Origin of the sequence: Microbacterium sp. JAI119 (assembly GCF_013410135.1) — a bacterium.
In the GTDB taxonomy this organism is placed as follows: domain Bacteria; phylum Actinomycetota; class Actinomycetes; order Actinomycetales; family Microbacteriaceae; genus Microbacterium; species Microbacterium oxydans.
The window spans coordinates 1,919,545-1,945,976 of record NZ_JACCCK010000001.1 but is presented as its reverse complement, the minus strand read 5'-3'; the positions used below and the strand labels follow the sequence as shown (position 1 = coordinate 1,945,976).

General features: G+C 68.7%; 24 protein-coding genes. All 24 read left to right on the top strand.

Annotated elements, in window-relative coordinates; all coding sequences use genetic code 11:
- Window positions 1-3 precede the first annotated feature (3 nt).
- The 24 genes from HDC31_RS09390 (at window position 4) to HDC31_RS09275 (ending at window position 26,410) form a co-directional block, all read left to right on the top strand.
- Entirely contained in the window at window positions 4-816 is an 813-nt protein-coding gene (locus tag HDC31_RS09390; RefSeq protein WP_061018707.1) for a shikimate dehydrogenase, read from the top strand.
- A 63-nt stretch (window positions 817-879) separates the two neighbouring features.
- On the top strand, window positions 880-2,109 hold the full coding sequence (aroC, locus tag HDC31_RS09385; RefSeq protein ID WP_058631207.1) for a chorismate synthase: 1,230 nt from the start codon (window positions 880-882) through the stop codon (window positions 2,107-2,109).
- Window positions 2,093-2,611, top strand: a complete 519-nt coding sequence (locus HDC31_RS09380) for a shikimate kinase (RefSeq protein WP_113680145.1) — start codon at window positions 2,093-2,095, stop codon at window positions 2,609-2,611. The genes aroC and HDC31_RS09380 overlap by 17 nt, the downstream gene beginning before the upstream one ends.
- A complete protein-coding gene (aroB, locus tag HDC31_RS09375) occupies window positions 2,608-3,696 on the top strand; it encodes a 3-dehydroquinate synthase (RefSeq protein WP_058631205.1) in 1,089 nt (362 codons plus the stop codon). The genes HDC31_RS09380 and aroB overlap by 4 nt, the downstream gene beginning before the upstream one ends.
- Window positions 3,693-4,130 carry a type II 3-dehydroquinate dehydratase gene (locus HDC31_RS09370; protein ID WP_046747146.1) on the top strand — a complete coding sequence of 146 codons (438 nt, stop codon included), beginning with the start codon at window positions 3,693-3,695 and terminating at the stop codon, window positions 4,128-4,130. The genes aroB and HDC31_RS09370 overlap by 4 nt, the downstream gene beginning before the upstream one ends.
- A 55-nt stretch (window positions 4,131-4,185) precedes the next feature.
- Window positions 4,186-4,746 (top strand): elongation factor P, encoded by a 561-nt coding sequence (efp, locus tag HDC31_RS09365; protein ID WP_046747145.1) that lies wholly within the window; start codon window positions 4,186-4,188, stop codon window positions 4,744-4,746.
- Between the two features lie 3 nt (window positions 4,747-4,749).
- A complete protein-coding gene (gene nusB, locus HDC31_RS09360) occupies window positions 4,750-5,160 on the top strand; it encodes a transcription antitermination factor NusB (RefSeq protein ID WP_045265339.1) in 411 nt (136 codons plus the stop codon).
- A gap of 78 nt (window positions 5,161-5,238) precedes the next feature.
- A complete protein-coding gene (locus HDC31_RS09355; RefSeq protein ID WP_113680144.1) occupies window positions 5,239-8,199 on the top strand; it encodes a DEAD/DEAH box helicase in 2,961 nt (986 codons plus the stop codon).
- An 81-nt stretch (window positions 8,200-8,280) separates the two neighbouring features.
- Window positions 8,281-9,858 (top strand): Rieske 2Fe-2S domain-containing protein, encoded by a 1,578-nt coding sequence (locus HDC31_RS09350; protein ID WP_046747143.1) that lies wholly within the window; start codon window positions 8,281-8,283, stop codon window positions 9,856-9,858.
- Between the two features lie 84 nt (window positions 9,859-9,942).
- Window positions 9,943-10,473, top strand: a complete 531-nt coding sequence (gene pyrR / locus HDC31_RS09345; RefSeq protein ID WP_113680143.1) for a bifunctional pyr operon transcriptional regulator/uracil phosphoribosyltransferase PyrR — start codon at window positions 9,943-9,945, stop codon at window positions 10,471-10,473.
- On the top strand, window positions 10,470-11,435 hold the full coding sequence (locus HDC31_RS09340; RefSeq protein ID WP_046747141.1) for an aspartate carbamoyltransferase catalytic subunit: 966 nt from the start codon (window positions 10,470-10,472) through the stop codon (window positions 11,433-11,435). The genes pyrR and HDC31_RS09340 overlap by 4 nt, the downstream gene beginning before the upstream one ends.
- Window positions 11,432-12,736 carry a dihydroorotase gene (locus tag HDC31_RS09335; protein ID WP_058631202.1) on the top strand — a complete coding sequence of 435 codons (1,305 nt, stop codon included), beginning with the start codon at window positions 11,432-11,434 and terminating at the stop codon, window positions 12,734-12,736. Before HDC31_RS09340 ends, HDC31_RS09335 begins: the two co-directional genes overlap by 4 nt.
- Window positions 12,733-13,245, top strand: a complete 513-nt coding sequence (locus HDC31_RS09330) for a hypothetical protein (RefSeq protein WP_046747139.1) — start codon at window positions 12,733-12,735, stop codon at window positions 13,243-13,245. Before HDC31_RS09335 ends, HDC31_RS09330 begins: the two co-directional genes overlap by 4 nt.
- Window positions 13,242-14,420 (top strand): glutamine-hydrolyzing carbamoyl-phosphate synthase small subunit, encoded by a 1,179-nt coding sequence (gene carA / locus HDC31_RS09325; RefSeq protein ID WP_113680142.1) that lies wholly within the window; start codon window positions 13,242-13,244, stop codon window positions 14,418-14,420. The genes HDC31_RS09330 and carA overlap by 4 nt, the downstream gene beginning before the upstream one ends.
- Window positions 14,420-17,707 (top strand): carbamoyl-phosphate synthase large subunit, encoded by a 3,288-nt coding sequence (carB, locus tag HDC31_RS09320; RefSeq protein WP_113680141.1) that lies wholly within the window; start codon window positions 14,420-14,422, stop codon window positions 17,705-17,707. Before carA ends, carB begins: the two co-directional genes overlap by 1 nt.
- The gene (gene pyrF / locus HDC31_RS09315; protein ID WP_113680140.1) at window positions 17,704-18,549 is read left to right on the top strand and encodes an orotidine-5'-phosphate decarboxylase; all 846 of its coding nucleotides are present in this window, start codon (window positions 17,704-17,706) and stop codon (window positions 18,547-18,549) included. Before carB ends, pyrF begins: the two co-directional genes overlap by 4 nt.
- Window positions 18,542-19,453, top strand: coding sequence for a guanylate kinase (gene gmk, locus HDC31_RS09310; protein WP_058631200.1), 912 nt, complete (start codon window positions 18,542-18,544; stop codon window positions 19,451-19,453). The genes pyrF and gmk overlap by 8 nt, the downstream gene beginning before the upstream one ends.
- A 65-nt stretch (window positions 19,454-19,518) precedes the next feature.
- Window positions 19,519-19,773 (top strand): DNA-directed RNA polymerase subunit omega, encoded by a 255-nt coding sequence (gene rpoZ / locus HDC31_RS09305; protein ID WP_017204385.1) that lies wholly within the window; start codon window positions 19,519-19,521, stop codon window positions 19,771-19,773.
- 88 nt (window positions 19,774-19,861) lie between these two features.
- Entirely contained in the window at window positions 19,862-21,055 is a 1,194-nt protein-coding gene (gene metK / locus HDC31_RS09300; RefSeq protein ID WP_113680139.1) for a methionine adenosyltransferase, read from the top strand.
- A 16-nt stretch (window positions 21,056-21,071) separates the two neighbouring features.
- Window positions 21,072-23,030 (top strand): hypothetical protein, encoded by a 1,959-nt coding sequence (locus tag HDC31_RS09295; RefSeq protein WP_046747133.1) that lies wholly within the window; start codon window positions 21,072-21,074, stop codon window positions 23,028-23,030.
- An 18-nt stretch (window positions 23,031-23,048) separates the two neighbouring features.
- Window positions 23,049-23,969, top strand: coding sequence for a methionyl-tRNA formyltransferase (gene fmt, locus HDC31_RS09290; protein WP_113681973.1), 921 nt, complete (start codon window positions 23,049-23,051; stop codon window positions 23,967-23,969).
- The gene (locus HDC31_RS09285) at window positions 23,966-25,465 is read left to right on the top strand and encodes an RsmB/NOP family class I SAM-dependent RNA methyltransferase (RefSeq protein ID WP_218867363.1); all 1,500 of its coding nucleotides are present in this window, start codon (window positions 23,966-23,968) and stop codon (window positions 25,463-25,465) included. The genes fmt and HDC31_RS09285 overlap by 4 nt, the downstream gene beginning before the upstream one ends.
- Before the next feature lie 4 nt (window positions 25,466-25,469).
- Complete coding sequence (rpe, locus tag HDC31_RS09280) at window positions 25,470-26,150, top strand: ribulose-phosphate 3-epimerase (protein ID WP_046747131.1); 681 nt, start codon at window positions 25,470-25,472, stop codon at window positions 26,148-26,150.
- A complete protein-coding gene (locus HDC31_RS09275; RefSeq protein ID WP_045265324.1) occupies window positions 26,147-26,410 on the top strand; it encodes a phosphoribosyl-ATP diphosphatase in 264 nt (87 codons plus the stop codon). The genes rpe and HDC31_RS09275 overlap by 4 nt, the downstream gene beginning before the upstream one ends.
- The last annotated feature ends 22 nt before the right edge of the window (window positions 26,411-26,432 follow it).

Here is a 26,432-nt window from a genome sequence, read left to right as displayed (position 1 = left end):
CCGGTGACGCGGTCTCGTCTGGCGGTCTGGGGCGATCCCATCGGGCATTCCAAGTCGCCTGCGCTCCATGCCGCTGCATATCGCGTGCTCGGACTCGACTGGGTCTATGGCCGGCGTCAAGTCGCCGCTGAGGAGTTCGAGCCGGCACTCGCGGGGCTGGACGACACGTGGCGCGGCCTCTCGCTGACCATGCCCCTGAAGGAGGCGGCGTTCCGTGCGGCGGTGACGGTCGATCGTCACGCAGAGCTGACCGGAGCGGTCAACACGCTCCTGTTGGGGGAGCATCTCGCCGGTTTCAACACCGATGTGGGTGGCATCGTCGACGCTCTCACCGAGGCCGACGTGCCCGAGGCGGGGCAGGTGCGCATCCTCGGCGCGGGAGCCACGGCGTCGTCCGCACTCGTCGCCGCCTCCGAGCTCGGCGCCGTGCGTGTCGACGTCCGAGCGCGGCGCCCCGAAGCCGCTGCCGCACTCGTGGAACTCGGTGAACGGCTCGGAGTGATCGTCGACGTCGACTCCTTCGACGCGCCGCTGACTGACGTGGACCTCACCGTGGCGACGCTGCCCGGAGGCGCTGAGCTCTCCGCGGATGTCGCCGCAGCACTGGCCGCGTCAGGCGGAGTCCTCTTCGACGTGGCGTACGCACCCTGGCCATCTGCCCTCGCCGCGCTGTGGGGCGGAGACCGTGCCATCTCCGGACTCGGCATGCTGCTGCACCAGGCCGTGCGCCAGATCCGCATCTTCCGGAACGGAGATCCGGCGATCGCGCTGCAGGACGAGGACTCTGTGATCGCCGCCATGCGCGCCGCTCTCTGAGACGGTCGGCGCGGACGACGAAACGCGGCGCGGGGCAGGTCGAACCCGTGGGAGACTGGAGCAATGCTCCGCGTGCTCACGGCCGGCGAATCGCACGGCCCAGAACTCATCGCCGTCATGGAGGGACTGCCCTCCGGCGTCCCTGTGTCCTCCGAGGCCATCCAGGCCGATCTGGCTCGGCGCAAGCTGGGCTACGGTCGCGGTTCACGGATGAAGTTCGAGCAGGACGAGCTGACGATCTCGGGCGGCGTGCGACACGGGAAGAGCCTCGGCAGTCCGATCGCGCTCCGGATCGGCAACACCGAGTGGCCGAAGTGGATCGAGGTCATGAACCCCGAGCCGGTGGAGCTCACGGACAAGTCCCGTGGCCGCAGCGCACCCCTCACGCGTCCACGTCCTGGTCACGCCGACCTCGTCGGCATGCAGAAGTACGACTTCGACGAGGCCCGTCCGATCCTCGAGAGGGCGAGCGCCAGGGAGACCGCCGCACGCGTCGCACTCGGTGCGATCGCCCGTTCGTTCCTCGGCGAGCTCGGTATCCGGCTCGTCAGCCACACGTTGTCGATCGGTCCGGTCCGCGTGCCGGAGGGATCGTCGCTGCCCACACCGGACGACGTGGATGCTCTGGACGCGGATCCGCTCCGGTGCTTCGACCCGACGACCTCCGCGCTGATGGTCGCTGAGGTGGACGACGCCAAGAAGGACGGCGACACCCTCGGTGGCATCGTCGAGGTCCTCGCGTACGGGCTGCCGCCCGGACTGGGCTCCCACGTGCACTGGGACCGTCGCCTGGACGCGCGCCTCGCGCAGGCGCTCATGAGCATCCAGGCCATCAAGGGGGTCGAGGTCGGCGACGGCTTCGAGACCACGCGCCGACGGGGGTCTGCGGCGCACGACGAGCTCTTCGCCACCGCCGAGGGCATCACCCGCGGTTCCGATCGAGCCGGTGGCACCGAGGGCGGCATGTCGACGGGGACGGTGCTCCGCGTGCGCGCAGGGATGAAGCCGATCGCCACCGTGCCGCATGCGCTGCGGACGATCGACATCTCCACCGGAGACGATGCCACCGCCCACCACCAGCGATCCGACGTGTGCGCCGTGCCTGCGGCGGGCGTCGTCGCCGAGGCCATGGTCGCGGTCGAGCTCGCGAACGCCGTGCTGGAGAAGTTCGGCGGAGACAGCATCCGCGAGACCCGTCGCAACCTTGACGGATACCTGGCTGGCATCCCCGAAGAGCTGCGCACGACCCCCGCGTCCGAGGCGGCGCTCATCGCGCATGACGAGCGCGGCTGATCCGCTGACGCTGGTGCTGGTCGGTCCGATGGCCGCCGGCAAGACCAGTGTCGGTCGGCGGGTGGCGCGTCGGCTCGGAGTCGACTTCATCGACACCGACAAGCGGATCGTCGCCGCTCACGGTCCGATCTCGGTGATCTTCGAGCAGCACGGCGAGGAGCACTTCCGCGACCTCGAGCGGGCGGCCGTGGCCGAGGCGCTCTCCGAAGGGGGAGTGATATCGCTCGGCGGAGGCGCGGTGACGAAGGCCGCGACGCGGGATCTGCTCGTCGAGCATCCGGTGGTGTTCCTGACCGTGAGTCCCGAGGCCGTCGCCGATCGGCTGCGCGGCAGCAGCCGTCCGCTGCTGGCGGGGGAGGACCCGCTGGAGCGCTGGAAGAAGATCTTTGAGGAGCGTCGAGGGTGGTACGACGAGGTCTCCTCGGCCACCTTCGACACCTCACGTCGTCCGATGCAGAAGATCGCGGACGACATCGTGGCATGGAGGAGAGAGCAGCGATGAGCACGACGACCATCAGCGTCACCGGAGACGACGCCTACGACATCACGGTCGGACGGGGGATCCTCGATCGGGTCTCGGCCGCGCTCGCACCGGGGGTGCGCAAGGTGCTCGTCGTGCACCCGCCGACCCTCGCGGCCCGCGCTGCTGAACTGCGCGACCGCCTCCTCGCCGATGCTGCCGATGGGCCGCGCGAGGTGCTCCTCGCCGAGATCCCCGATGCCGAGCAGGGCAAGCGGATCGAGGTCGCCGCCTTCTGCTGGCAGGTCATGGGTCAGGCCGACTTCACACGTTCCGATGCCGTGATCGGCTACGGCGGGGGCTCCGTCACCGACCTCGCCGGCTTCGTCGCCGCGACCTGGCTCCGCGGCGTGCAGCTCATCCAGGTGCCGACGACCGTTCTCGGACTGGTGGACGCGGCTGTCGGCGGCAAGACAGGTGTCAACACGGCCGAGGGCAAGAACCTCGTCGGAGCGTTCTGGGCACCGACGGCTGTGGTCGGAGACCTCGACGAACTCGCCAGCCTGAGCCCGAACGAGGCGACGGCGGGCTTCGCGGAGGTCGTGAAGGCCGGCTTCATCTGGGCGCCCGAGATCCTCGACATCGTCGAAGCAGATCCCGCACGCGCCGTGGACCCGACGACCGAGGAGTTCCGTCGTGCCGTCGAGCTCGCGATCCGGATGAAGGCCGAGGTCGTGTCGGACGACTTCCGCGAGGCCGGACTGCGGGAGATCCTCAACTACGGCCACACACTCGGCCACGCGATCGAGCACGCGGAGCGCTACCGGTGGCGTCACGGCGCCGCGATCTCGGTCGGCATGCTGTACGCGGCCGAGCTCTCGCGTCTCGCGGGACGGCTGTCGGACACGGCAGCCGAGCGCCACCGCACCATCCTGGAATCGCTGGGACTTCCGACGTCGTACCGTGCCGGTGCCTGGCCGCAGCTGCTCGCCACGATGCAGCGCGACAAGAAGAGCCGCGGAGGCATGCTGCGGTTCATCCTGCTCGACGACATCGCGAAGCCGACGGTGCTGCAGGCCCCGGACGAATCGCTGATGTTCGCCGCCTACCAGGAGGTGGGCGCGTGACCCGACGCATCCTCCTCGTCAACGGGCCGAACCTGAATCTGCTCGGCTCGCGCGAACCGGAGATCTACGGCACCGCGACGCTCGCCGACGTCGAGCGCCTCACCGCCGATGCCGCGGCGGACGTGGGCTTCGAGGTGCGCGCAGTGCAGAGCAATCACGAGGGGGTGCTGATCGACGCGATCCACGCGGCACGCGAAGACTGCGTGGCCATCGTGATCAATCCGGGCGGACTCACGCACACGTCCGTGGTCCTTCGCGACGCGCTCACCGGAGTGTCCCTGCCCTTCGCCGAGGTGCACATCTCCGACGTCTACGCTCGAGAGGCGTTCCGGCACCACTCGTACCTCGACGACGTCGCCGCCGTGCGCGTCGTCGGGCGCGGAGTGGACGGCTACGCGGACGCCGTGCGGCAGCTCGCAGCACTCATCCCTTAGAATCGACTGTCGGCTCCGCCCGACCCCGCAGACTCACGAACGGAACTCGCAGCGCATGGCATCTACCGCAGACATCAAGAACGGCGTCGTCCTCAGCATCGACGGGCAGCTCTGGAGCGTCATCGAGTTCCAGCACGTCAAGCCCGGCAAGGGCGGTGCGTTCGTGCGCACCAAGCTCAAGAACGTCGTCTCCGGCAAGGTCGTCGACCGCACCTACAACGCCGGCGCGAAGATCGAGATCGAGAACGTCGACCGCCGCGACTACACGTACCTGTACACGGACGGCGACGGCTACGTCTTCATGGATCAGACCGACTTCGACCAGATCACGGTCGGCGCCGCCACGGTCGGCGACGCGAAGAACTTCCTCCTCGAGAACCAGAACGTCACGATCGCCCTGAACAACGGCAACCCGCTGTACATCGACCTGCCGGCGTCGGTGGTCCTCGAGATCACCTACACCGAGCCTGGCCTGCAGGGCGATCGTTCCTCGGCCGGGACCAAGCCCGCCACGCTCGAGACCGGCTACGAGATCCAGGTGCCGCTGTTCGTCGAGAGCGGCACGAAGGTCAAGGTCGACACTCGCACGGGTGACTACCTCGGCCGCGAGAAGTAAGGCGTGAGCGCCCGGACGAAGGCGCGCAAGCGCGCTCTCGACATCCTGTTCTCCTCTGACGTGCGAGGAGACGACCTCGCGGTGACGCTGGCTGCCGAGGCGAAACGCGCGGCGAGCGAGCCCGCCCGTGAGGCCTCGTGGCTGTACGCCCGTGAGATCGTCGACGGCATCATCGACTCGCGCGACGAGATCGACGAGCAGATCACGACCCACAGCAGGGACTGGAAGCTCGAGCGGATGCCCGCTGTCGACCGCGCCCTGCTGCGCATCGCCGTGTGGGAGATCCTCCACAACGACGAGGTTCCCACTGCCGTCGCCATCGACGAGGCGGTGGAGCTCGCGAAGGAGTTCTCGACCGACGACTCCGGGGCCTTCGTGCACGGCGTCCTCGCGCGGGTGGCCCGAGCCGCCTGATCCGTCGCACACGGCAGCCCTGTCGGTGGCGGCACTGTCGGTGACTGCACTGTCGGCGGTGTCGGAGAGGATGGCTGCATGTCCCTCGCTTCTGACCCGACTCGTCCGGAAGACGCGTCGTCGGCGAACTGGAGGAGCATCCTCGGTCCGGCGCGCGTCGACGCCGACACGCCGCTCGCGCTCGGCATCGAACTCAGAGTGCGCGACGGCCGCGGGGCGAATCCGTGGGCATCCCGTCCCCAACGGACCGCGACCGCCCGCGACGTCGCGACACGCACAGGCGAGATCCTGCTCGGGATCCGGCCGCTCGAGCAGAGCCTCTCGACCGGGTCCTGGGTGCAGGGGACTGCGACCTGGGACGCGGTACGACGCTCGCCGACGCAGTACGGACGTGATCGCTCACGGTGGTTCGCCGACCTGCTCAGCATCGCGCGTGACACGCTCCTGTCCGGCACAGCCGGCGACTGGCTCGTCGCCGATCTGATCGAGTCAGGGCTCCTCTGGGGACATCTTCGCGCCGCCTCGGAGGTCGGGATCCCTCTCGTCGCCATGCAGAAGAGCACGACCGTCGTGCTCGCCGATCGTGCCGAGATCCGCGCGACCGTCGGACGCGGCGACGACGGAGGTCTCACCGTGCACCCTCACATCGTGATCGACGGGCACGATGCGGAACCCTCCTCGGTGCAGACCATCGGACACAGCGGTGTGTACGAGATCTCCCAGCGGGGGAGTGCGATCAGGGTGACGCTCGCCGAGGTGCCACTCAGCGAGCCGGTGCACGCCCTGCTCGGTGCGAGGACAGGTCTCGAGGTTCCCCCGGGAGACGAGGGCGCGTTCTTCCGTGACGCCTACCCGCTGCTGGCACGTCGGATCGAGGTGCGCCCGACCGGTCGTGTCGAGCTCCCCGCACTGCCCGCCCCGCGCCCGGTGCTCGCGCTGTCATTCCTTAGAGGCGACACCGTCAAGTACATGTTCGAGTGGGAGTATCGCGGCTTCGGAAGGGTTCCGTTCGCGCAGGACGGGGATGCCGTGCGCGACACCGCCGCCGAAGATGTGCTCCGCGAGACTCTGCGTGCGGTGTGGGCCGATCACCTCGGAGAAGAGCTCGCCTCGACAGGCTCGTTCCATGATGTCTCGGCCGCCGAGTTCGTCACACGCCTCGTGCCCGCTCTCGAGGCCGAGGGCGTCGTGGTCGTGGTCTCGGGGCGTCGGAAGACTTATCACGAGCTCACGGGAGAGCCCGAGATCACGGTGTCGACCGTGGAGAGCAGCGACCGGGACTGGTTCGATCTCGGAGTCCTGGTCAAGATCGACGGACGCACCATCCCGTTCGAACCGCTGTTCACGGCGCTCAGCAGGGGCCGGAAGAAGCTCCTCCTCGTCGACGGCAGCTACTTCTCGCTGAATCATCGTGCCCTCGATCGGCTGCGCGAGCTGATCGACGAGGCAGGGGAGCTCGAGGAATGGGAGACCGGCCCGCGGATCAGCCGCTACCAGACGGACCTCTGGGAGGAGTTCGAAGACCTCGCGGATGAAGCTCTGCCCGCCGTCACCTGGCGCGCGACCGCCGAGGGCCTGCGCACCGCCGCCTCGGTGCCTGTCGTCGCCGTGCCGTCGGGTATCACTGCCGACCTCCGTCCGTACCAGCGTGAAGGGCTGGACTGGCTCGTCTTCCTGTGGAGCCATCGCCTCGGTGGCATCCTCGCCGACGACATGGGTCTCGGCAAGACGCTCCAACTGCTGGCACTCATCGTGCACGCGCGGGAAGCGGGGGAGCGGCGGCCCTTCCTCGTGGTGGTTCCCACCTCGGTGCTCGCCACCTGGCGCAACGAGGCGGCGCTGTTCGCCCCGACCTTGCGGGTGCTACTGCGGGGGTCCACACAGGGCCCGTCCCTCGACGAGGGCATCCGTGGGGCCGATGTCGTCATCACGAGCTATGCTGTCGCCCGTCTCGACGAGGTCGAGTACGCGGGCATCGACTGGGCGGGTCTGATCCTCGACGAAGCACAGTTCGTGAAGAACCCGGAGACCAAGCTGCACCGGGCCGTCGCCTCCTTCCGAGCGGATGTGACGTTCGCCGTCACCGGAACACCGATGGAGAACAGCCTCAGCGAGCTCTGGGCTCTGCTGAAGCTCACCGCTCCCGGACTCTTCGCCTCTGCACGGAAGTTCCGCGAGCAGTACATCCAGCCGATCGAGCAGGGCAAGGTGCCGGAGAACGAGGAGGGCGGAGCCTATCGCCAGCGTCGTCTCGAGCAGCTGCGTCGGCGCATCCGACCACTCCTGCTCCGGCGTACGAAGGAGATCGTGGCGCCGGACCTGCCGGCGAAGCAGGAGCAGATCCTCGAGGTCGAACTCAGTGCCTCCCACCGCGCCCTCTACGACGTGGTCCTGCAGCGCGAACGCCAGAAGGTCCTCGGGCTGCTGGAAGACCTCGATCGCAACCGATTCATCGTGTTCCGCTCGCTCACCCTGATGCGCATGCTCAGCCTCGCACCGGCGCTGATCGATCCCGAAGACGCGAAGATCGGCTCCCGCAAGCTCGACGTGCTGATCGAGCGGGTTATCGAGCTGCAGGCGGAAGGCCACCGTGCGCTCGTGTTCAGCCAGTTCACGTCGTTCCTCGACCTGGCCGCGGCCCGCCTCGACGCCGCAGGCATCCCGTACACGCACCTGGACGGTTCCACGCGGCATCGCCAGCAGGTGGTCGACGGGTTCACGTCCGGCGAGCAGCCCGTGTTCCTGATCAGCCTGAAGGCCGGAGGATTCGGTCTCACCCTGACCGAGGCCGACTACGTGTTCCTGCTCGACCCGTGGTGGAATCCGGCCGCCGAAGCGCAGGCGGTCGACCGCACGCACCGCATCGGCCAGGACAGCCAGGTGTTCGTCTATCGGATGATCGCCACCGGCACGATCGAGGAGAAGGTGCTCGACCTGCAGCGCCGCAAGGCACGGCTGTTCACCGCGGTACTGGACGACGAGGCGCTGTTCGCGCAGTCGCTCTCCGCCGACGATATCCGCGGGCTGTTCGACGGCTGACCGGAATACTCACGGCGGTGCCGACCGGTCGCACAGGGACCCCTCGGTACAATCGAACGGTTCACTTTCGGGAGGAATGCAATGCGGATCACGGGACTCGGCCACGCCGGGATGTTCATCGAGACGGTCGGCGGGAACATCATCTGTGACCCGGTCCTCGGACCGTCGTTCTACGGATCATGGTTCCCGTTCCCCGACAACCGCGGCCTTGACTGGGAGCGCTACGGCCGCGACGCCGACTTCCTCTGGATCTCGCACCGCCACCGCGACCACTTCGACCCGCGCCTCCTCGAGCGGTACATCCGCAAGGACATCGAGGTGCTGCTGCCCGAGTACCCGACGGATGATCTCGAGAAGGACATCCGCGCGCTCGGCTACACGAACATCACCTACGCCCCGGCCGGACAGGTGATCCAGCGGGGCGAGCTGAAGATGATGGTCACGCCGCTCCGAGCACCCAGCGACGGGCCGATCGGCGACTCCTCGCTGAGCGTCGACGACGGCACCGGCTCGATGCTGAACCAGAACGACTCGCACCCGCTCGACCTCGAGAAGCTCCTCGACTTCGGCAAGCCCGACGCATACTTCACCCAGGTTTCCGGCGCGATCTGGTGGCCCATGGTCTACGACCTGCCGCTCGACGCCAAGCAGAACTTCGCCCGACTCAAGCGCGAGGCGCAGAACAAGCGCGCCATGTACTACATCGAGAAGGTCGACGCCCCGCATGTCTTCCCGATGGCAGGGCCGCCCATGTTCCTTCGCGACGACCTGTTCGACTTCAACGGACTCGGAAAGAACGGCGAGTCGATCTTCACGGACCAGAAGCAGTTCCTCGCGCATATGAAGGAGCTCGCTCCGCAGTACGACGGACAGCTCTTCATCCCCGGCACCGTCGTCACGGTCGAGGGTGGAGAGGTGACGAGCGAGCAGACCCTGTACACCGAAGCGGAGATCGCCCACATCTTCGACGAGAAGTGGGAGTATCTCGAAGAGCAGCGCGCATCCCGTCAGCAGGAGATCCGCGACGAGGAGGCCTCCCGCGCCGAGATCATCCCGCCGGCCGAGATGCTGGCTGCGATCAAGGAGTGGTGGGAGCCGCTGCTGAAGAAGTCCCGCACGATCCGACTCGGCGTCGGCGGATGCGTCCGGTTCCGCATCGGCGAGCTGGACATGGTGGTCGACTTCCCCCGCGCCAAGGTCCGCGAGTACGCGGGCGAGGAGTGCATCTACTGGTACACGATCCCCGCCGATCTGGTCTCGACGAACATCGTCGACCACGAGATCGACTGGTCGAACTCGATCTTCCTCTCGATGCAGTTCTCGGTGGGCCGCAGCGGCAAGTTCAACGAGTTCCTCACCACGTTCCTCAAGTGCCTCTCGGTCGACCGGATCGAGTACGTCGAGAACTGGTACCAGGAGCAGACCGACCAGACGGAGGACGCCGAGATCGGCGACTGGGTCGTGCAGCGCCGCTGCCCCCATCTGCGCGCCGACCTCACCAAGACCGGCAAGGTCGACGAGGACGGCATCCTCACGTGCAGCATGCACGACTGGAAGTGGGACCTGAAGACGGGACGCTGCCTGTCCACGGCGGGGCACCCGATCCGTTCCTCGAAGATCGACGAGGTCACCGATCCCGTGCTGCAGGAGGCGAGCTGATCAGCGGAGGCCTGAGCGCTCCGATAGACTGACATCACAAGCAACCTTTAACACCGTCCTGTGAGGCGGAGAAGGGAGCGGCCGATGAGCATGCGCACTGTGCTGCACGAAGCCGACATCTCACGAGCGCTGACCCGGATCGCGCACGAGATCCTCGAATCCAATCGAGGCGCCGAGAGCCTCGTCCTGCTGGGGATACCGACCCGCGGCGTCACTCTCGCCCATCGCCTCGGCCTGCTGATCAGCGAGATCGCGCAGCAGTCCGTCCCGGTCGGCTCCCTCGATGTGACGCTGTTCCGCGACGACCTCGCGAAGCACCCGACCCGCTCGCCGCAGCCGACGGAGATCCCTGTCGGGGGCATCGACGGCAAGACCGTGGTGCTCGTGGACGACGTGCTGTTCTCGGGCCGCAGCATCCGCGCGGCGCTGGACGCGATCCAGTCGATCGGACGCCCCTCCGTCGTGCGCCTGGCGATCCTCGTCGACCGCGGACATCGGGAGCTCCCGATCCGCCCCGACTTCGTCGGCAAGAACATCCCCTCGGCCCGCACGGAGCGGGTCAACGTGCGCCTCTTCGAGAACGACGGGGCGGAGGAGGTGACGATCGGCGAATGAGACACCTCCTCGACACCCGCACCCTCGACAGGACCACCGCGCTTCGCATCCTCGACGTCGCCGAGGACATGTCCGACACGCAGTCGCGCGAGGTCAAGAAACTCCCGACGCTGCGGGGCAAGACCGTGGTGAACCTCTTCTTCGAGGACTCCACCCGTACGCGCATCTCGTTCGAGGCCGCTGCCAAGCGCCTTTCCGCCGACGTGATCAACTTCGCCGCCAAGGGATCCAGCGTCTCCAAGGGCGAGAGCCTCAAGGACACCGCCCAGACGCTCGAGGCCATCGGCGCCGATGCGGTCGTGGTCCGGCACCCGGGTTCCGGCGCCCCGCAGACCCTCGCCACCAGCGGCTGGATATCGGCCGGTGTGGTGAACGCCGGAGACGGCACCCACGAGCACCCCACGCAGGCGCTGCTCGACGCCTTCACGATCCGCAAGCGCCGTTTCGGTGCCGAAAGCCGCGGACGGGATCTCAGCGGACTGCGTGTGGTGATCGTCGGCGATGTCCTGCATTCGCGGGTCGCACGGTCCAACGTCTGGCTGCTCACCACGCTCGGCGCGGACGTCACCCTGGTCGCGCCGCCGACGCTGGTTCCGCAGAACGTGTCGCTCTGGCCGGTCCGGGTCGTCTACGACCTCGACGAGGCGCTGGCGGACGAGCCGGATGCCGTCATGATGCTCCGCATTCAGCTGGAACGCATGAATGCCGCGTATTTCCCGACTGAGCGGGAGTATTCCCGCCGCTGGGGTCTTGACGCACGGCGTGTGGCCGCGCTTCCGGGCGGTAGCATTGTGATGCACCCCGGACCCATGAACCGGGGACTGGAGATCTCCTCCGAAGCTGCTGATTCCGCCCGTTCGACGGTGCTGGAACAGGTCACCAACGGAGTATCCGTCCGCATGGCGGTGCTGTACCTGCTGCTCGCAGGAGAACGAGACGACGAACGAGGGGGAGACCTGTGAACGAGACCCTCGTCATCACCGGTGCGCAGCTGCTCGGTGCCGAGAGCGCCGACATCATCATCGAGGGCGGGCGGATCGCCGAGATCGGGACGGGTCTCACCCGCACCGGTGCGCGCGTGATCGACGCTGCGGGCCTGGTCGCGCTGCCGGGGCTCGTCGACCTGCACACCCACCTGCGCGAACCCGGCTACGAGGCGTCGGAGACGATTCTCACCGGTACCAGGGCGGCCGCCGCCGGCGGGTTCACCGCGGTGTTCGCGATGCCGAACACCTCGCCCGTCGCCGACACGGCGGGGGTGGTCGAGCAGGAGCTCGCCCTCGGCGAGGCTGCCGGCTACGCGACGGTGCAGCCCATCGGGGCCGTCACCGTGGGACAGAAGGGCGAGCGTCTCGCCGAGCTCGGCGCCATGGCCACCTCGCGCGCCCAGGTGCGCGTCTTCAGCGACGACGGCTTCTGCGTCTTCGACCCGCTCATCATGCGTCGGGCTCTGGAGTATGTGAAGTCCTTCGACGGCGTCATCGCGCAGCACGCCCAGGATCCCCGCCTCACTGAGGGGGCGCAGATGAACGAGGGAACGGTGTCCGCCGAGCTGGGCCTCGCCGGCTGGCCTGCGGTCGCGGAGGAGTCGATCATCGCGCGCGACGTGCTGCTGGCAGAGCACGTCGGCTCGCGGCTGCACGTCTGCCACCTGTCGACGGCGGGCTCCGTCGACATCATCCGGTGGGCCAAGAAGCGCGGCATCAGCGTCACCGCTGAGGTGACGCCGCATCACCTGCTGCTGACGGACGAGCTCGTGCGGGGATACGACGCGCGCTACAAGGTCAACCCGCCCCTGCGCCGGGAAGAGGATGTCCTCGCCGTGCGCGAGGGCCTCGCCGACGGCACGATCGACATCGTCGCGACCGACCACGCGCCGCACCCCAGCGAGCACAAGGCGTGCGAGTGGCAGGCTGCGGCGAACGGAATGGTGGGTCTCGAGAGCGCGCTGCGCGTCGTGCACCAGTCGATGGTGCAGACCGGGCTGCTCGAGTGGGCGGACATCGCGCGCGTGATGAGTGCGGCACCGGCACGGATCGGACGCCTCTCCGGCCACGGCACACCGCTCGAGGTCGGGCAGCCGGCGCAGCTCACGCTCTACGACGCGTCGGTGGACGGCGTCTTCACCGAAGCAGACCTGCACGGTCGCAGCGTGAACTCGCCCTATCTCGGCCGTGCTCTTCCCGGGCGGGTGGAGTACACGGTGCACGGCGGCGTCCTCACGGTCGACGGGGGCAGCGTCGTCGAGGAGCTCGGCGCATGAGCGCTCGGGATCTCGCCGTCGCGATCACCATCGCGGTCGCCCTCCTGGTGCTGCTGGTGATGCTGCGCGCCTGGCGACGACGAATCCGCCGCGATTCCGTGTTCTCGGCCCCGCTGGGTGTGCCCGAGCATGCGGAGGTCGCCCGCCGCGACGAGGTGCTGTACGTGTCGACGACACGGCACGGACAGCCGCTCGAGCGTCTCGCGGTGTCGCCTCTCGCATACCGGGCCCGCGGTGAGGTAGCCGTCACGGATCGCGGCATCGCCCTCTGCCTCGACGGCACGCCGACGGTCTTCCTGGCGAAAGACCGTCTCGTCGCCGTCGACCGCGCCACGGTCACGATCGACCGTGTCGTCGAGCCGGGTGGTCTCGTGCGCATCGCATGGAACATCGACGACGACACTGTCGTCGACAGCTACCTGCGCGTCGCCACCGGCGAACCTCAGAACCTCATCTCCGACCTGCAGCGGCTCGTCCCCGCCGCCCCCGACACAGGAGCAACGTCATGACACTCTCCACCACCCCCGAGCAGGCCTCAGCGGCTCGGCTCCCCGACCCTGCCGTCCTCGTCCTGGAAGACGGCACCCGCCACATCGGCCGCGCCTACGGCGCCCGTGGGCGCACTCTGGGCGAGGTGGTCTTCTCGACCGGCATGTCCGGCTACCAGGAGACGATCACCGACCCGTCCTACGCGGGGCAGATCGTGCTGCAGACGGCACCGCACATCGGCAACACCGGCATGAACGACGAAGACGCGGAATCGCGTCGCATCTGGGTCGCCGGCTACATCGTCCGCGACCCCTCGAGGGTGGTGTCGAACTGGCGTGCGAACGCCTCGCTCGATGACGTTCTCGTGGAGGACGGCATCGTGGGCATCAGCGGTATCGACACCCGATCGGTCACCCGACACATCCGCTCGGCGGGTTCAATGCGCGGTGGCATTTTCTCCGGTCCGGATGCCGTGCTCGACCCGGAGGAGCAGGTGCGCATCGTCCGCGAGGCTCCCGAGATGGCCGGCCGCAACCTGTCGGCGGAGGTCTCGGTCGACGTCGCCACCGTGACCACGGCACTGGGGGAGCGGATCGGCAACCTCGCCGTGCTCGACCTCGGCGTCAAGCAGGCGACGATCGACAACCTGGCCGCTCGCGGGTTCGAGGTGCACGTACTTCCGCAGAACGTGACGATCGACGAGATCCGCGCCGTCGATCCCGTCGCCGTCTTCTACTCGAACGGGCCCGGCGACCCCGCGGCATCGGGTGACCACGTCGAGCTGCTGCGCTCGGTGCTCGACGAAGGACTCCCGTTCTTCGGCATCTGCTTCGGCAACCAGCTGCTCGGTCGGGCTCTCGGCCTCGGCACTTACAAGCTGCCGTTCGGACACCGTGGCATCAACCAGCCGGTGCTCGACAAGCAGACGGGCAAGGTCGAGATCACCGCTCACAACCACGGCTTCGCCGTCGAGGCGCCGATCGAGGGCACGTTCGACAGCCCCCACGGCTACGGCAAGGTGGAAGTCAGCCATGTCGGCCTCAACGACAACGTCGTGGAGGGACTCCGCGCCCTCGACATCCCGGCCTTCTCGGTGCAGTACCACCCCGAGGCGGCTGCGGGCCCCCACGATGCCAACTACCTCTTCGACAGGTTCCGCGACCTGGTCATCGCCAGCCAGAAGGACTCCAAGTAATGCCCAAGCGCGACGACATCAACTCCGTCCTCGTCATCGGCTCCGGCCCGATCGTCATCGGTCAGGCCTGCGAGTTCGACTACTCCGGCACCCAGGCGTGCCGCGTGCTGCGCGAGGAGGGTGTCCGGGTCATCCTGGTCAACTCCAACCCGGCCACGATCATGACCGATCCCGACTTCGCCGATGCGACGTACGTCGAACCGATCACCCCTGAGGTCATCGAGACGATCATCGCCAAGGAGAAGCCGGATGCCATCCTCCCGACACTCGGTGGGCAGACCGCTCTGAACGCGGCCATGGCGCTCGACGAGCGCGGCATCCTCGCGAAGTACGGCGTCGAGCTCATCGGCGCCAAGGTCGATGCGATCAAGAAGGGCGAGGACCGCCAGGTCTTCAAGGAGCTCGTGCTCGAGGCGGGCGCCGACGTCGCGAAGAGCGTCATCGCCCACACCATGGACGACCTCCTCGCCGGTGCCGAGAAGCTCGGCTACCCGCTCGTGGTGCGCCCGTCCTTCACGATGGGCGGCCTCGGTTCCGGCTTCGCCTACGACGAGGAGGACCTGCGTCGTATCGGAGGCGCCGGTCTGCGTGACTCCCCGACGACCGAGGTGCTCCTGGAGGAGTCGATCCTCGGCTGGAAGGAGTACGAGCTCGAGCTCATGCGCGACACGGCCGACAACACGGTCGTCGTCTGCTCGATCGAGAACGTCGACCCGGTCGGCGTGCACACGGGTGACTCGATCACGGTGGCCCCGGCGCTGACCCTCACCGACCGCGAGTACCAGAAGATGCGCGACATCGGCATCGACATCATCCGAGCCGTCGGCGTCGACACCGGCGGTTGCAACATCCAGTTCGCGGTCGACCCGGCGAACGGGCGCATCATCGTGATCGAGATGAACCCGCGCGTCTCGCGCTCGAGCGCCCTCGCCTCGAAGGCCACCGGCTTCCCGATCGCGAAGCTCGCCGCGAAGCTCGCCCTCGGCTACCGCCTCGACGAGATCCCGAACGACATCACCGGGGTCACGCCGGCGAGCTTCGAGCCGACGCTCGACTACGTCGTCGTCAAGGTGCCTCGCTTCGCGTTCGAGAAGTTCCCTGCGGCGGACGCCACGCTCACCACGACCATGAAGTCGGTCGGCGAGGCCATGGCCATCGGCCGCAACTACGCCACCGCGCTGCAGAAGGCGCTGCGCTCGCTCGAGAAGCGCGGCTCCAGCTTCCACTGGGGCGAGGAGACCCGTTCGGTGGAAGAGCTCCTGGAGGTCGCCAAGACGCCGACCGACGGCCGGATCGTCACGCTGCAGCAGGCACTGCGCAAGGGCGCGACGGTCGAGCAGGCCTTCGAGTCGACGGCCATGGACCCGTGGTTCCTCGACCAGATCGTGCTGATCAACGAGGTCGCGGAGATCGTGCGGACGGCTCCCGAGCTGGACGCCGCGACTCTCCGTTACGCCAAGGAGCACGGTTTCTCCGACGCGCAGCTCGCCGAGCTCCGCGGCACGTCCGAGACCGAGGTCCGCGGCGTCCGCCATGGCCTCGGCATCCGTCCGGTGTACAAGACCGTCGACACGTGCGCCGGCGAGTTCCCCGCTCTCACGCCCTACCACTACTCGAGCTACGACTTCGAGACCGAGGTCGCTCCGTCCGAGCGCACCAAGGTGGTCATCATCGGCTCTGGGCCGAACCGCATCGGTCAGGGCGTGGAGTTCGACTACTCGTGCGTGCACGCGTCGTTCGCGCTCTCCGATGCCGGGTTCGAGACCATCATGGTCAACTGCAACCCGGAGACGGTCTCGACCGACTACGACACCTCCGACCGCCTGTACTTCGAGCCGCTGACGCTCGAGGACGTGCTCGAGGTGCTCGACGCGGAGGCGGCGAGCGGCACCATCCTCGGCGTCGTGTGCCAGCTGGGCGGCCAGACGCCGCTGGGACTCGCGAAGGGCATCGAAGCGGCCGGCTACACGGTCCTCGGCACGAGTCCGGAGGCGATCGACCTCGCTGAGGAGCGCGAGCTGTTCTCCCGTCTGCTCGACGAGGCGGGTCTCGTGGCACCGCGCAACGGCACGGCGATCGACGTCGACGGAGCGGTGAGCATCGCCGAGGAGATCGGTTACCCGGTGCTCGTGCGTCCGAGCTTCGTTCTCGGCGGGCGCGGCATGGAGATCGTCTACGACACGGCGTCGCTGCGCGACTACTTCGTGCGCACCGCAGGCGAGGTCGTCATCGAGGAGGGCAAGCCGCTGCTGGTGGACCGATTCCTCGACGATGCGATCGAGCTGGACGTGGACGCCCTCTACGACGGCACCGAGCTGTACATCGGCGGCGTCATGGAGCACCTGGAGGAGGCCGGTATCCATTCCGGCGACTCCAGCTGCACGCTGCCTCCCGTCTCGCTGGGTCGCACGGACGTCGACCGCGTGCGCGAGGCCACCCTCGCCATCGCGAAGGGCGTGGGCGTGCGCGGACTGCTCAACGTGCAGTTCGCCATCAGCGCCGGCGTGCTCTACGTGATCGAGGCGAACCCGCGCGCCAGCCGCACGGTGCCGTTCGTCTCCAAGGCGCTGGGCATCCCGATGGCGAAGGCCGCGAGCCGCATCATGACCGGTTCCACCGTCGCCGAGCTGCGCGCCGAGGGCATGCTGCCGGAGCAGGACGGCTCGCGTGTCCCGCTGGACGCTCCGGTCTCGGTCAAGGAGGCTGTGCTGCCCTTCAAGCGGTTCCGCACCGCCGACGGCAAGACGGTCGATTCCGTGCTCGGACCGGAGATGCGCTCCACCGGCGAGGTCATGGGCATCGACCGTGACTTCCCGACGGCGTTCGCCAAGAGCCAGGCTGCCGCCTACGGGGGCATGCCCACGTCCGGCACCGTGTTCATCTCGGTGGCCGACTCGGACAAGCGTGCGGTCATCCTTCCCGCGCACCGCCTGCAGCAGCTCGGCTTCACGATCGTCGCGACCGAGGGCACCGCGGAGATCCTCTCGCGCAACGGCATCGCCGTGACGGTCGTCGAGAAGTACAGCGAGACGCAGGAGTCGGGCGCCCGGAACATCGTCGACCTCATCAACGACGGGGAGATCGACATCGTCGTGAACACTCCGTCGGGTGGCGCCGCTCGCGCCGACGGCTACGAGATCCGCGCTGCGGCCGTCGCCGCCGACAAGGCGCTGTTCACCACGATCGCCGTGCTCGGCGCAGCGGTGAGCGGAATGGACGCCGCCCATGAGGGCTTCCAGGTGAAGAGCCTCCAGGAGTACGCGCTGGACCGGAAGGCGGCACTGTGAGCCGACGCTTCGGCGAACGCGTACGGGCAGCGCTGCGCGCGCACGGCCCTCTCTGCGTCGGAATCGACCCCCACGCGGCCCTGCTCGCCGCGTGGGGGCTCCCCGACGACGCGCGCGGTGTGCGGGACTTCGGTCTGCGCACGGTCGAGGCGGCCGCGGGGCGAGTGGCTCTCGTGAAGCCCCAGGTGTCGTTCTTCGAGCGCTTCGGCTCGCGGGGCGTCGCCGCGATGGAAGACGTGCTCGCGGCCGCACGGGCGGCCGATCTGCTCGTGATCGCCGATGCCAAGCGCGGGGACATCGGATCGACCATGGGCGACTACGCGCGCGCATGGCTCACACCCGGCTCGCCCTTGGAAGCCGACGCGTTCACCGTCAGCCCCTTCCTCGGCGTGGGCGCCCTCGACGGGGCGTTCGCCCTCGCCGAGGAGCACGGCAAGGGAGTCTTCGTCCTCGCCGCGACCAGCAACCCCGAGGCCGAGGGGCTGCAGCGCGCAGTCACCTCGACAGGTGAGACCGTCTCCGGATCGGTGATCGGCGAGGTCTCCGCCCGCAACGCCGCGCTGGCAGACGCGGGGGAGTGGGGCAGCTTCGGCTTCGTGATCGGTGCGACCGTGGATTGGGACCTCGCGGGAATCCACCCGTTCGGACCCGTGGCTCCCATCCTCGCTCCCGGCTTCGGCGCGCAGGGCGCAACGCCTGCCGACCTCCGGGTGCGCTTCGGGCCCATGTCGGATGCGGTGATCGCGAGCGAGAGCCGCAGCATCCTCGGCGCCGGACCCGATCATCTGGTTGCCACGATCACCGCTCGCGCGGCCGAGTACTTGGAGGTGGCGCGTGCCTGACGCGCAGCGTACGGTTCCCGAGGTCGACAGGGCGGCCGCCGCACGCCGTGCCGTGGAGCGTCGACGCGCGAGAGCGTCGGTGAAACGCGACCTCACGATGCGCGTGGTGACGCCGCAGACGGTACTGCACCGCGCGACGGCGGACGCCGACTCGGTTGAGGGATCGATGCGCATCACCGACTTCCTGCTGGCGCTCCCCGCGATCGGTGCGGGCAAGCGCGACCGCGTGCTGGAAGAGCTGCACATCTCGCCGGTCAAGCGTCTCGGAGGGCTCGGTGCTCGGCAGCGTCGGGTGCTGGAGGCCTGGCTGGACTCCCGGTTCCCGCCCGCGGCTCCCCGCGGCGCACGCAGTCGGCTCTTGGTTCTCGCCGGTCCCACCGCCGTGGGAAAGGGCACGGTCGCCGCGCACATCCGCGAGCACAACCCCGAGATCCACCTCTCGGTCTCGGCCACGACCCGGCCCCCGCGTCCCGGCGAGATCGACGGGGTGCACTACTACTTCGTGGACGACGACGAGTTCGACCGGTTGATCGCCGACGGGGAGCTGCTCGAGTACGCCGTGGTGCACAACCGCTCGCGGTACGGCACGCCGCGGGCGCCGATCGACGCCGCTCTCGCCGAAGGCAAGACGGTACTGCTCGAGATCGACCTGCAGGGCGCGCGTCAGGTGCGTGCCGCCGAACCGGCAGCGACGCTGATCTTCCTGCTGCCTCCGAGCTGGGACGAACTGGTGCATCGACTGGTCGGCAGGGGCACGGAAGACGCCGAGGAAAGGGCCAGGAGGCTGCGTACCGCGAAGGTCGAACTCGCCGCTCAGAACGAGTTCGACCACCTCATCGTGAACGAGGACGTCGCCACTGCGGCCCGCGAGGTCGTAGAATTGTCTACAAGCTCTGCGCGCTGAGCGTCTTCGCGCGCCTTTCGCACCGTCTTCGCGACGATCCCGTCGCCTGATCAGGAGGTCTCACCATGGCCGGACACAACAACGGCATCATCGATCCCCCCATCGACAACCTGCTCGACCGCGTCGACTCGAAGTACGAGCTCGTCATCTACGCCGCGAAGCGCGCGCGTCAGATCAACGACTACTACTCCGACCTGCACGAGGGAAACCTCTTCGACAACGTCGGCCCGCTCGTGGACTCGTCCGTCGAGGACAAGCCGCTCACGATCGCGCTGCACGAGATCAACGAGGACAAGCTCCGCCTTCGTCACGCAGAGTGATATTCCAGGCCGCGCCTCCGTTCTGTCGGAGGCGCGGTCCAGAATGGGTGCAACACCCTCTCTCTGTCCGTCCCGTTCTGGAGTATCGATGAGCGCCCTGCGTCTGTTCACGTCCGAGTCCGTCACCGAGGGACATCCGGACAAGATCTGCGATCAGATCTCCGACAGCATCCTCGACGGGCTCATCGCGAAGGACAAGGGCTCCCGCGTCGCTGTCGAGACGCTCGTCACGACGGGTCTCGTCCACGTGGCCGGCGAGATCCGCACCGAGGCCTACGTCGACATCCCCACGATCGTCCGCCAGGTCGTGAACGGCATCGGCTACACCTCCAGCGACACCGGCTTCGACGGCTCCTCCTGCGGTGTCAGCGTCTCGGTGGGCGAGCAGTCGACCGACATCGCCCACGGCGTCGACAGCGCCCAGGAGCACCGCGACGGGTCTTCTATCGATCCGCTGGACGGGCTCGGTGCCGGCGACCAGGGCATCATGTTCGGCTTCGCCACGAACGAGACGCCGCAGCTGATGCCGATGGCCGCCTGGACGGCACACCGCCTCGCCGAGCGGCTCACCGAGGTGCGTCGCAACGGCCAGCTGCCGTTCCTGCGCCCCGACGGCAAGACACAGGTCACGCTCGGCTACGACGGCTTCACGCCGAAGACCGTCGATGCGGTCGTCGTCTCGACCCAGCACCACCCCGACATCTCGCAGGATGACGTCAAGGCCCAGGTCCGGGAACACGTGATCGATCCCGTGCTCGCGACCACAGGCCTCGACCTCGACGACGTCACCCTGTACATCAACCCCGCCGGGCCCTTCGTCACGGGCGGCCCCAAGGGGGACGCGGGTCTGACCGGGCGCAAGATCATCATCGACACCTACGGCGGAGCCTCGCGTCACGGGGGAGGTGCCTTCAGCGGCAAGGACCCGTCGAAGGTCGACCGGTCCGGCGCGTACGCAACGCGGTGGGTCGCCAAGAACGCCGTCGCCGCGGGGCTGGCCGACCGCCTCGAGGTGCAGGTGGCCTACGCCATCGGCGTCGCACGCCCGGTCGGTCTGTACGTAGAATCGTTCGGCACGGGCAAGGTGTCGGACGAGATCATCACCCGCGCGATCAACGAGGTGTTCGATCTCCGCCCGCAGGCGATCATCGAGCAGCTCCAACTGCTGCGCCCGATCTACGCGCAGACCGCGGCCTACGGGCACTTCGGCCGTGAGCTCCCGGACTTCACCTGGGAGCGCACCGACCGCGTCGAAGAGCTGCGCCGCGCCGCCGGTCTCTGATGGGACCGCGGTCCTGATGCCTGCGGAGAGCCGGCGCATCGCGCGCGTGCTCCTCGATTCCCCTCTTCCGCAACTCGATCGGCTCTTCGACTACGCCCTTCCCCCTGAGCTGGGGGATGTGCCCCTGGGAGTTCGCGTTCGTGTGCCCCTGCGCACCGCCGGACGCGTGATCGACGGCTACGTCGTCGACATCGACGCGGAGGACGATGCCGACCGGGCGCTCTCGGAGGTCGAGAGCGTCGTGTCTCCGGTGCCCGTGCTTCCCACGCGTCTGCACGCCCTCGCTCGTCGCGTCGCCGACCGGGCAGCGGGCTCGGCCTCCGACGTGTTGCGCCTGGTGATCCCCAAACGTCAGGTGCGTGTCGAGAAGGCGTGGACGGCCGATACGCCCGCCGAGGTCCCCGACGCCGATGCTCTGGCCGTGGCGGAGAGCACGGTCGATCTGTACGAGGGGCTCGGCGCCGTTCTCGACTCCGGTGGTCGCGCCGCGGTCGAGGCGATTCCCCAGCTCGTCGACGGCGTGCAGGGCTGGGCCCGTCTGCTTGCGGCATCGGCAGCGCGGATGCTCGCCGCGGGGCGATCATCGATCATCGTCGTCCCGGACAGTCGCGATCTCGATCGACTCCTCGCGGCTCTGGAGGCGCTCGTCCCCGCCGCCGCAGTGGTCCGTCACGACTCCCGGCAGACCAACCCCGACCGTTATCGTGGCTTCCTCCGCACGCTCGAAGACGCCCCGTGCATCGTGGTGGGCAACCGCTCGGCCGTGTACTCACCCGTCGTCGCAGGCCTGGTGGCGATCTGGGACGACGGCGACCCGCTTCTCGGGGAACCGCTGGCCCCGTATGTGAATGCACGGGACGCGGCACTGCTGCGTCAAGAGCTGGAGGGGTCGGCGCTGCTCTTCGCCGGCCACACGCGCACGACGGATGTCGAACGGCTGGTCGTCCTCGGCTGGCTGCAGGACGTCAGAGCAGCACGTCGAGTGCTGCCGCGAGTCGTCCTCAGCACGCCCCAGGAGATGGAGCAGCCGACGGCTCAGCGGATGCCGTCGTCCGCGTTCCTCGCCGCACGCACCGCGGCGGCGGAGGGCCCGGTGCTCGTGCAGGTGTCGCGCCCCGGATTCTCTCCTTCACTGGTGTGCGCGGACTGTCGAGCGCCCGCCCGGTGCGCCCACTGCGGCGGTCCACTCGGTGCGAAGCATCGCGGTGCCGTGCCGGTGTGCGGATGGTGCGGACGCGGAGCCAGTGCCTGGACGTGTCCTGCCTGCTCGTCGACGAAGCTTCGCCTGGCTTCGTCCGGCAGCGAGCGCACGGCCGACGAGCTGGGGCGCGCGTTCCCCGGTGTGCGGGTGATCGTCGCGGACGGCGCTCATCCGGTGGAGCGGGTTCCGGCGAAGCCCGCACTCGTCGTCGCGACCCGTGGTGCCGAGCCGATCGCCGATGGGGGATACCGTGCCGTCGTGCTGCTCGACGGGCCGAGGATGCTTCAGGCCCCCGACCTGCGGGTCGCCGAGTCCTGTCTGCGGTGGTGGTCGAACGCGGCCGCGCTGGCGGCTCCCGGCGCGCCCGTGCATCTCGTGGGCGTCAACGGGGCGGCCGCGAAGGCGCTGGCCACCTGGAACCAGGCCGGCCATGCCCGATCGGAGCTGGAGAGCAGAGCACCTCTGCACATGCCTCCGACGACGCGCGTGGCGCTCGTGCAGGGATCGGTCCCCGCCGTCGCCGATGCCCTCGCCGCACTCAGCGATCTCGCCCTGCCCTCGGACGCGGTGCTCGGGCCCGTCCCGGTCGAGACCGACGACGTGCCCCCACGGGTGCGTGCGCTCGTGCGCTTCGACTACGGTGCCGGAGCGCGGGTGGCGACGGCCCTGCGCGCGGCGGTCGTCGCCGAAGCCGTGAGCGGTCGTCGCCGAAAGGGGCGCGCCACCAAGAGCACCCTCTCCGTCCGCCTCGATATCCTCGAACCAGAGCTCTGACCCTTCCGGAGAACATTCATGCGCCTCGTCTTCGCCGGCACACCGGCCGCCGCCGTCCCCAGCCTCCAGCGACTCGCGGAGTCCCACGACATCGCTGCGGTCATCACACGTCCCGACGCCCCGCTGGGGCGTCGTCGCACCCTGACCCCGTCTCCGGTGGCGCAATCGGCGGTCGGACTGGGTCTCCCCGTGATCAAGACGGCGCGCCTGGACGACGCGGCGACAGTGGAGATCTCCGCGCTCGAGGCGGATCTCGGGGTGATCGTGGCGTACGGCGGGCTCGTGCGCGAGCCTCTGCTGTCCGCGCCCCGTGCGGGGTGGATCAACCTGCACTTCTCGCTGCTGCCGGCCTGGCGCGGAGCCGCCCCTGTCCAACGCGCGCTGATCGCCGGGGATCAGGTGCTCGGCGCGAGCGTCTTCCAGCTGGTCGCGGAACTCGATGCCGGCGATGTCTTCGCCATGCGTGAGGTCGATATTCCCCCTACGACCACCGCAGGGGAGGCACTCGAGCTCCTCGCCGCCGACGGCGCGCAGCTCCTCGCCGAGGTGGTCTCTGCGATCGCCGAGGGTACGGCGTCGTCGATACCGCAGCAGGGAGAGCCCACCTTCGCGGCCAAGCTCACGCTCGCGGACGGATTGCTCGATTGGAGTCGGCCGCTCGACACCGTGTTCGCTCATTTCCGCGGTGTGACCCCGGAACCGGGTGCGCACACCACGGTCGCAGGTCAACCCCTCAAGGTGCTCGAAGCCACGCCGGCCCCGGATGCCGATCCCCTCGCGCCGGGGCGGCTCCGCGGCACCAAGACGGCTCTCCACATCGGCACCGGCACCGGTGCACTCGCGGTGACCAGGGTCCAGCCGGCAGGCAAGGGCGCGATGAACGCTGTCGACTGGTGGCGCGGTCTGCGTGGAGGCGACGAACTGGTGGCCGGCTCATGAGCGATGAACGACGGAACCGTAGGACGGCACCGAAGAACGCCGGTCCGCGTGGCGCGCAGCGATCGGGAGACGTGCATCGCGGGGGGCAGCGCGGTCCCGCCCGCACCGTGCAGCCCGCGAGACGAGTCGCGTACGGCGTGCTGCGTGCGGTCTCCGAGACCGATGCCTATGCGAACCTCGTGCTGCCCTCCGCGATCGCCGAAGCGCAACTCAGCCCCCAGGACGCTGCTCTCGCGACCGAGCTGACGTACGGCACGCTGCGCCGGCTCGGCACCTACGACGCGATCATCGCCGCGGCGGCGGATCGTTCTCCCGACAGCATCGATCCCGCCGTCCTCGACGCTCTGCGCCTCGCCGTGCATCAGCTGCTGGCGACGCGGGTGGCTTCGCACGCCGCGGTGAACGAGTCGGTGAACCTGGTCGCGACGGAGTCAGGGCGTGGAGCATCGAGCTTCGCGAACGCCGTGCTCCGTCGCATCGCCCGGGAATCAGGCGACGAGTGGCAGGAACGCATCGAGAGCAGCGCACGCTCCGACGACGAACGACTCGCCCTGCGTTCCGCGCACCCGGTGTGGGTGATCCGCGCTCTGCGTCGTGCTCTGATCGCCGAGGGGCGTGGCGAGGAGCTGGAGGCGCTTCTCGAGGCCGACAACGCCTCACCCGATGTCACGCTCGTCGCGCTCCCCGGGCTCGCCGAGCCGGGGGAGCCTCGTCTGCCGTACGCGCCCACGGCCTTCGCCTCGGCCGGCGGCGACCCCCGGCATGCCGTCGAGGCGTCCGGTGGGACCGTGCGCGTGCAGGACGAGGGATCCCAGCTCGTGGCACTGGCCTTGGCCGGCGCCGCGCCCATCACCGCCGGTGAGCGCTGGCTCGACCTGTGCGCGGGGCCAGGTGGCAAGACGGCGCTCCTCGCTGCTGTCGCCCGTGAGCATGACGTCACTCTGGAGGCGAACGAGGTCGTCCCGGTGAGGGCCCGATTGGTGCGCAAGGCACTGCGGGCCGTCCCCGGTGAGATCGAGGTGCACGAGCAGGACGGGCGGACTCTGGCCGCATCCCGGCCGGGGGAGTTCGACCGCATCCTCGTCGATGCCCCCTGCACGGGTCTGGGGGCGCTGCGGCGGCGCCCTGAAGCGAGGTGGCGGAAGTCCCCGGCCGACGTCGCCGAGCTCGTGCCGCTCCAGGTCGAGCTGCTCTCTGCCGCGCTCGATGCCCTCGCCCCTGGCGGCATCGTCGCGTATGTCACGTGCTCTCCTCATCTCGCGGAGACCACGGGCGTGGTGAAGGAGGTGCTCCGCGACCGTGCAGATGTGCGCGAGCTCGATGCGCGGGCCGTCATCGCGGATGTCGCCATGGCCCCGATCGATCTCGCGGACGACGGCAGGGTCGGTTCCGGCAGCGCACAGCTCTGGCCGCACCGTCACGGGACGGATGCGATGTTCCTCGCGCTCCTGCAGCGCTCATCGATCGACGACACCTCATCCGGGAAGGAAGACTAGGACTGTGGAACTCCCTCGCGCCCCGCGCATCAACCCGAGTATCCTCGCCGCCGACTTCGTGAACATGCAGGCGGATCTCGCAAAGATCGCGACCGCCGACTTCGCGCACGTCGACGTGATGGACAACCACTTCGTGCCCAACCTGACGTTCGGGCCGCAGATGGTGGAGCGCATCCAGGCCACCAGCCCGATCCCGCTCGACGTGCACCTGATGATCACGGACCCCGAGCGGTGGGCGCCCGAGTATGCCGAGATCGGCGCCGCGAGCGTGACTTTCCACCTCGAGGCCGCCGATGAGCCCGTCGCTCTCGCCCGTCGTCTTCGTGACATCGGTTCTCGAGCCGGGGTCGCGGTGAAGCCGGCGACACCTGTCGAATCGCTCTTCGAGGTCCTCGACGAGTTCGACCAGATCCTCGTGATGACCGTGGAGCCCGGCTTCGGCGGGCAGAGCTTCATGCCGGAGACGATGCCGAAGCTGCGCGCTCTCGCGGAAGAAGCCCGTCGGCGCGGCTCCCGTGTCTGGCTCCAGGTCGACGGCGGCATCTCGGACCGCACGATCGAGATCGCGTCCTCCGCGGGCGCCGATACATTCGTCGCGGGCTCGGCCGTGTACGGGGCTGACGACATCGAGGCGGCCGTCACCCGGCTGAGAGACCTCGCCCGAGCCGCTAGCCTGGAAGCGTGAAGACTTTCGACGAGCTGTTCGCCGAGCTCAGCGTCAAGGCCGAGACCCGCCCTGCCGGATCGGGCACCGTCGCCGAGCTCGACGGCGGCGTGCACACGATCGGCAAGAAGATCGTGGAAGAGGCCGCCGAGGTGTGGATGGCGTCGGAGTACGAGTCCGACGAGGCCGCCGCCGAGGAGATCTCCCAGCTGCTGTACCACGTCCAGGTGATGATGCTCGCGAAGGGGCTCAGCCTGCAGGACGTCTATCGACATCTGTGATGCGCTCCGTTCCGATCCCCTC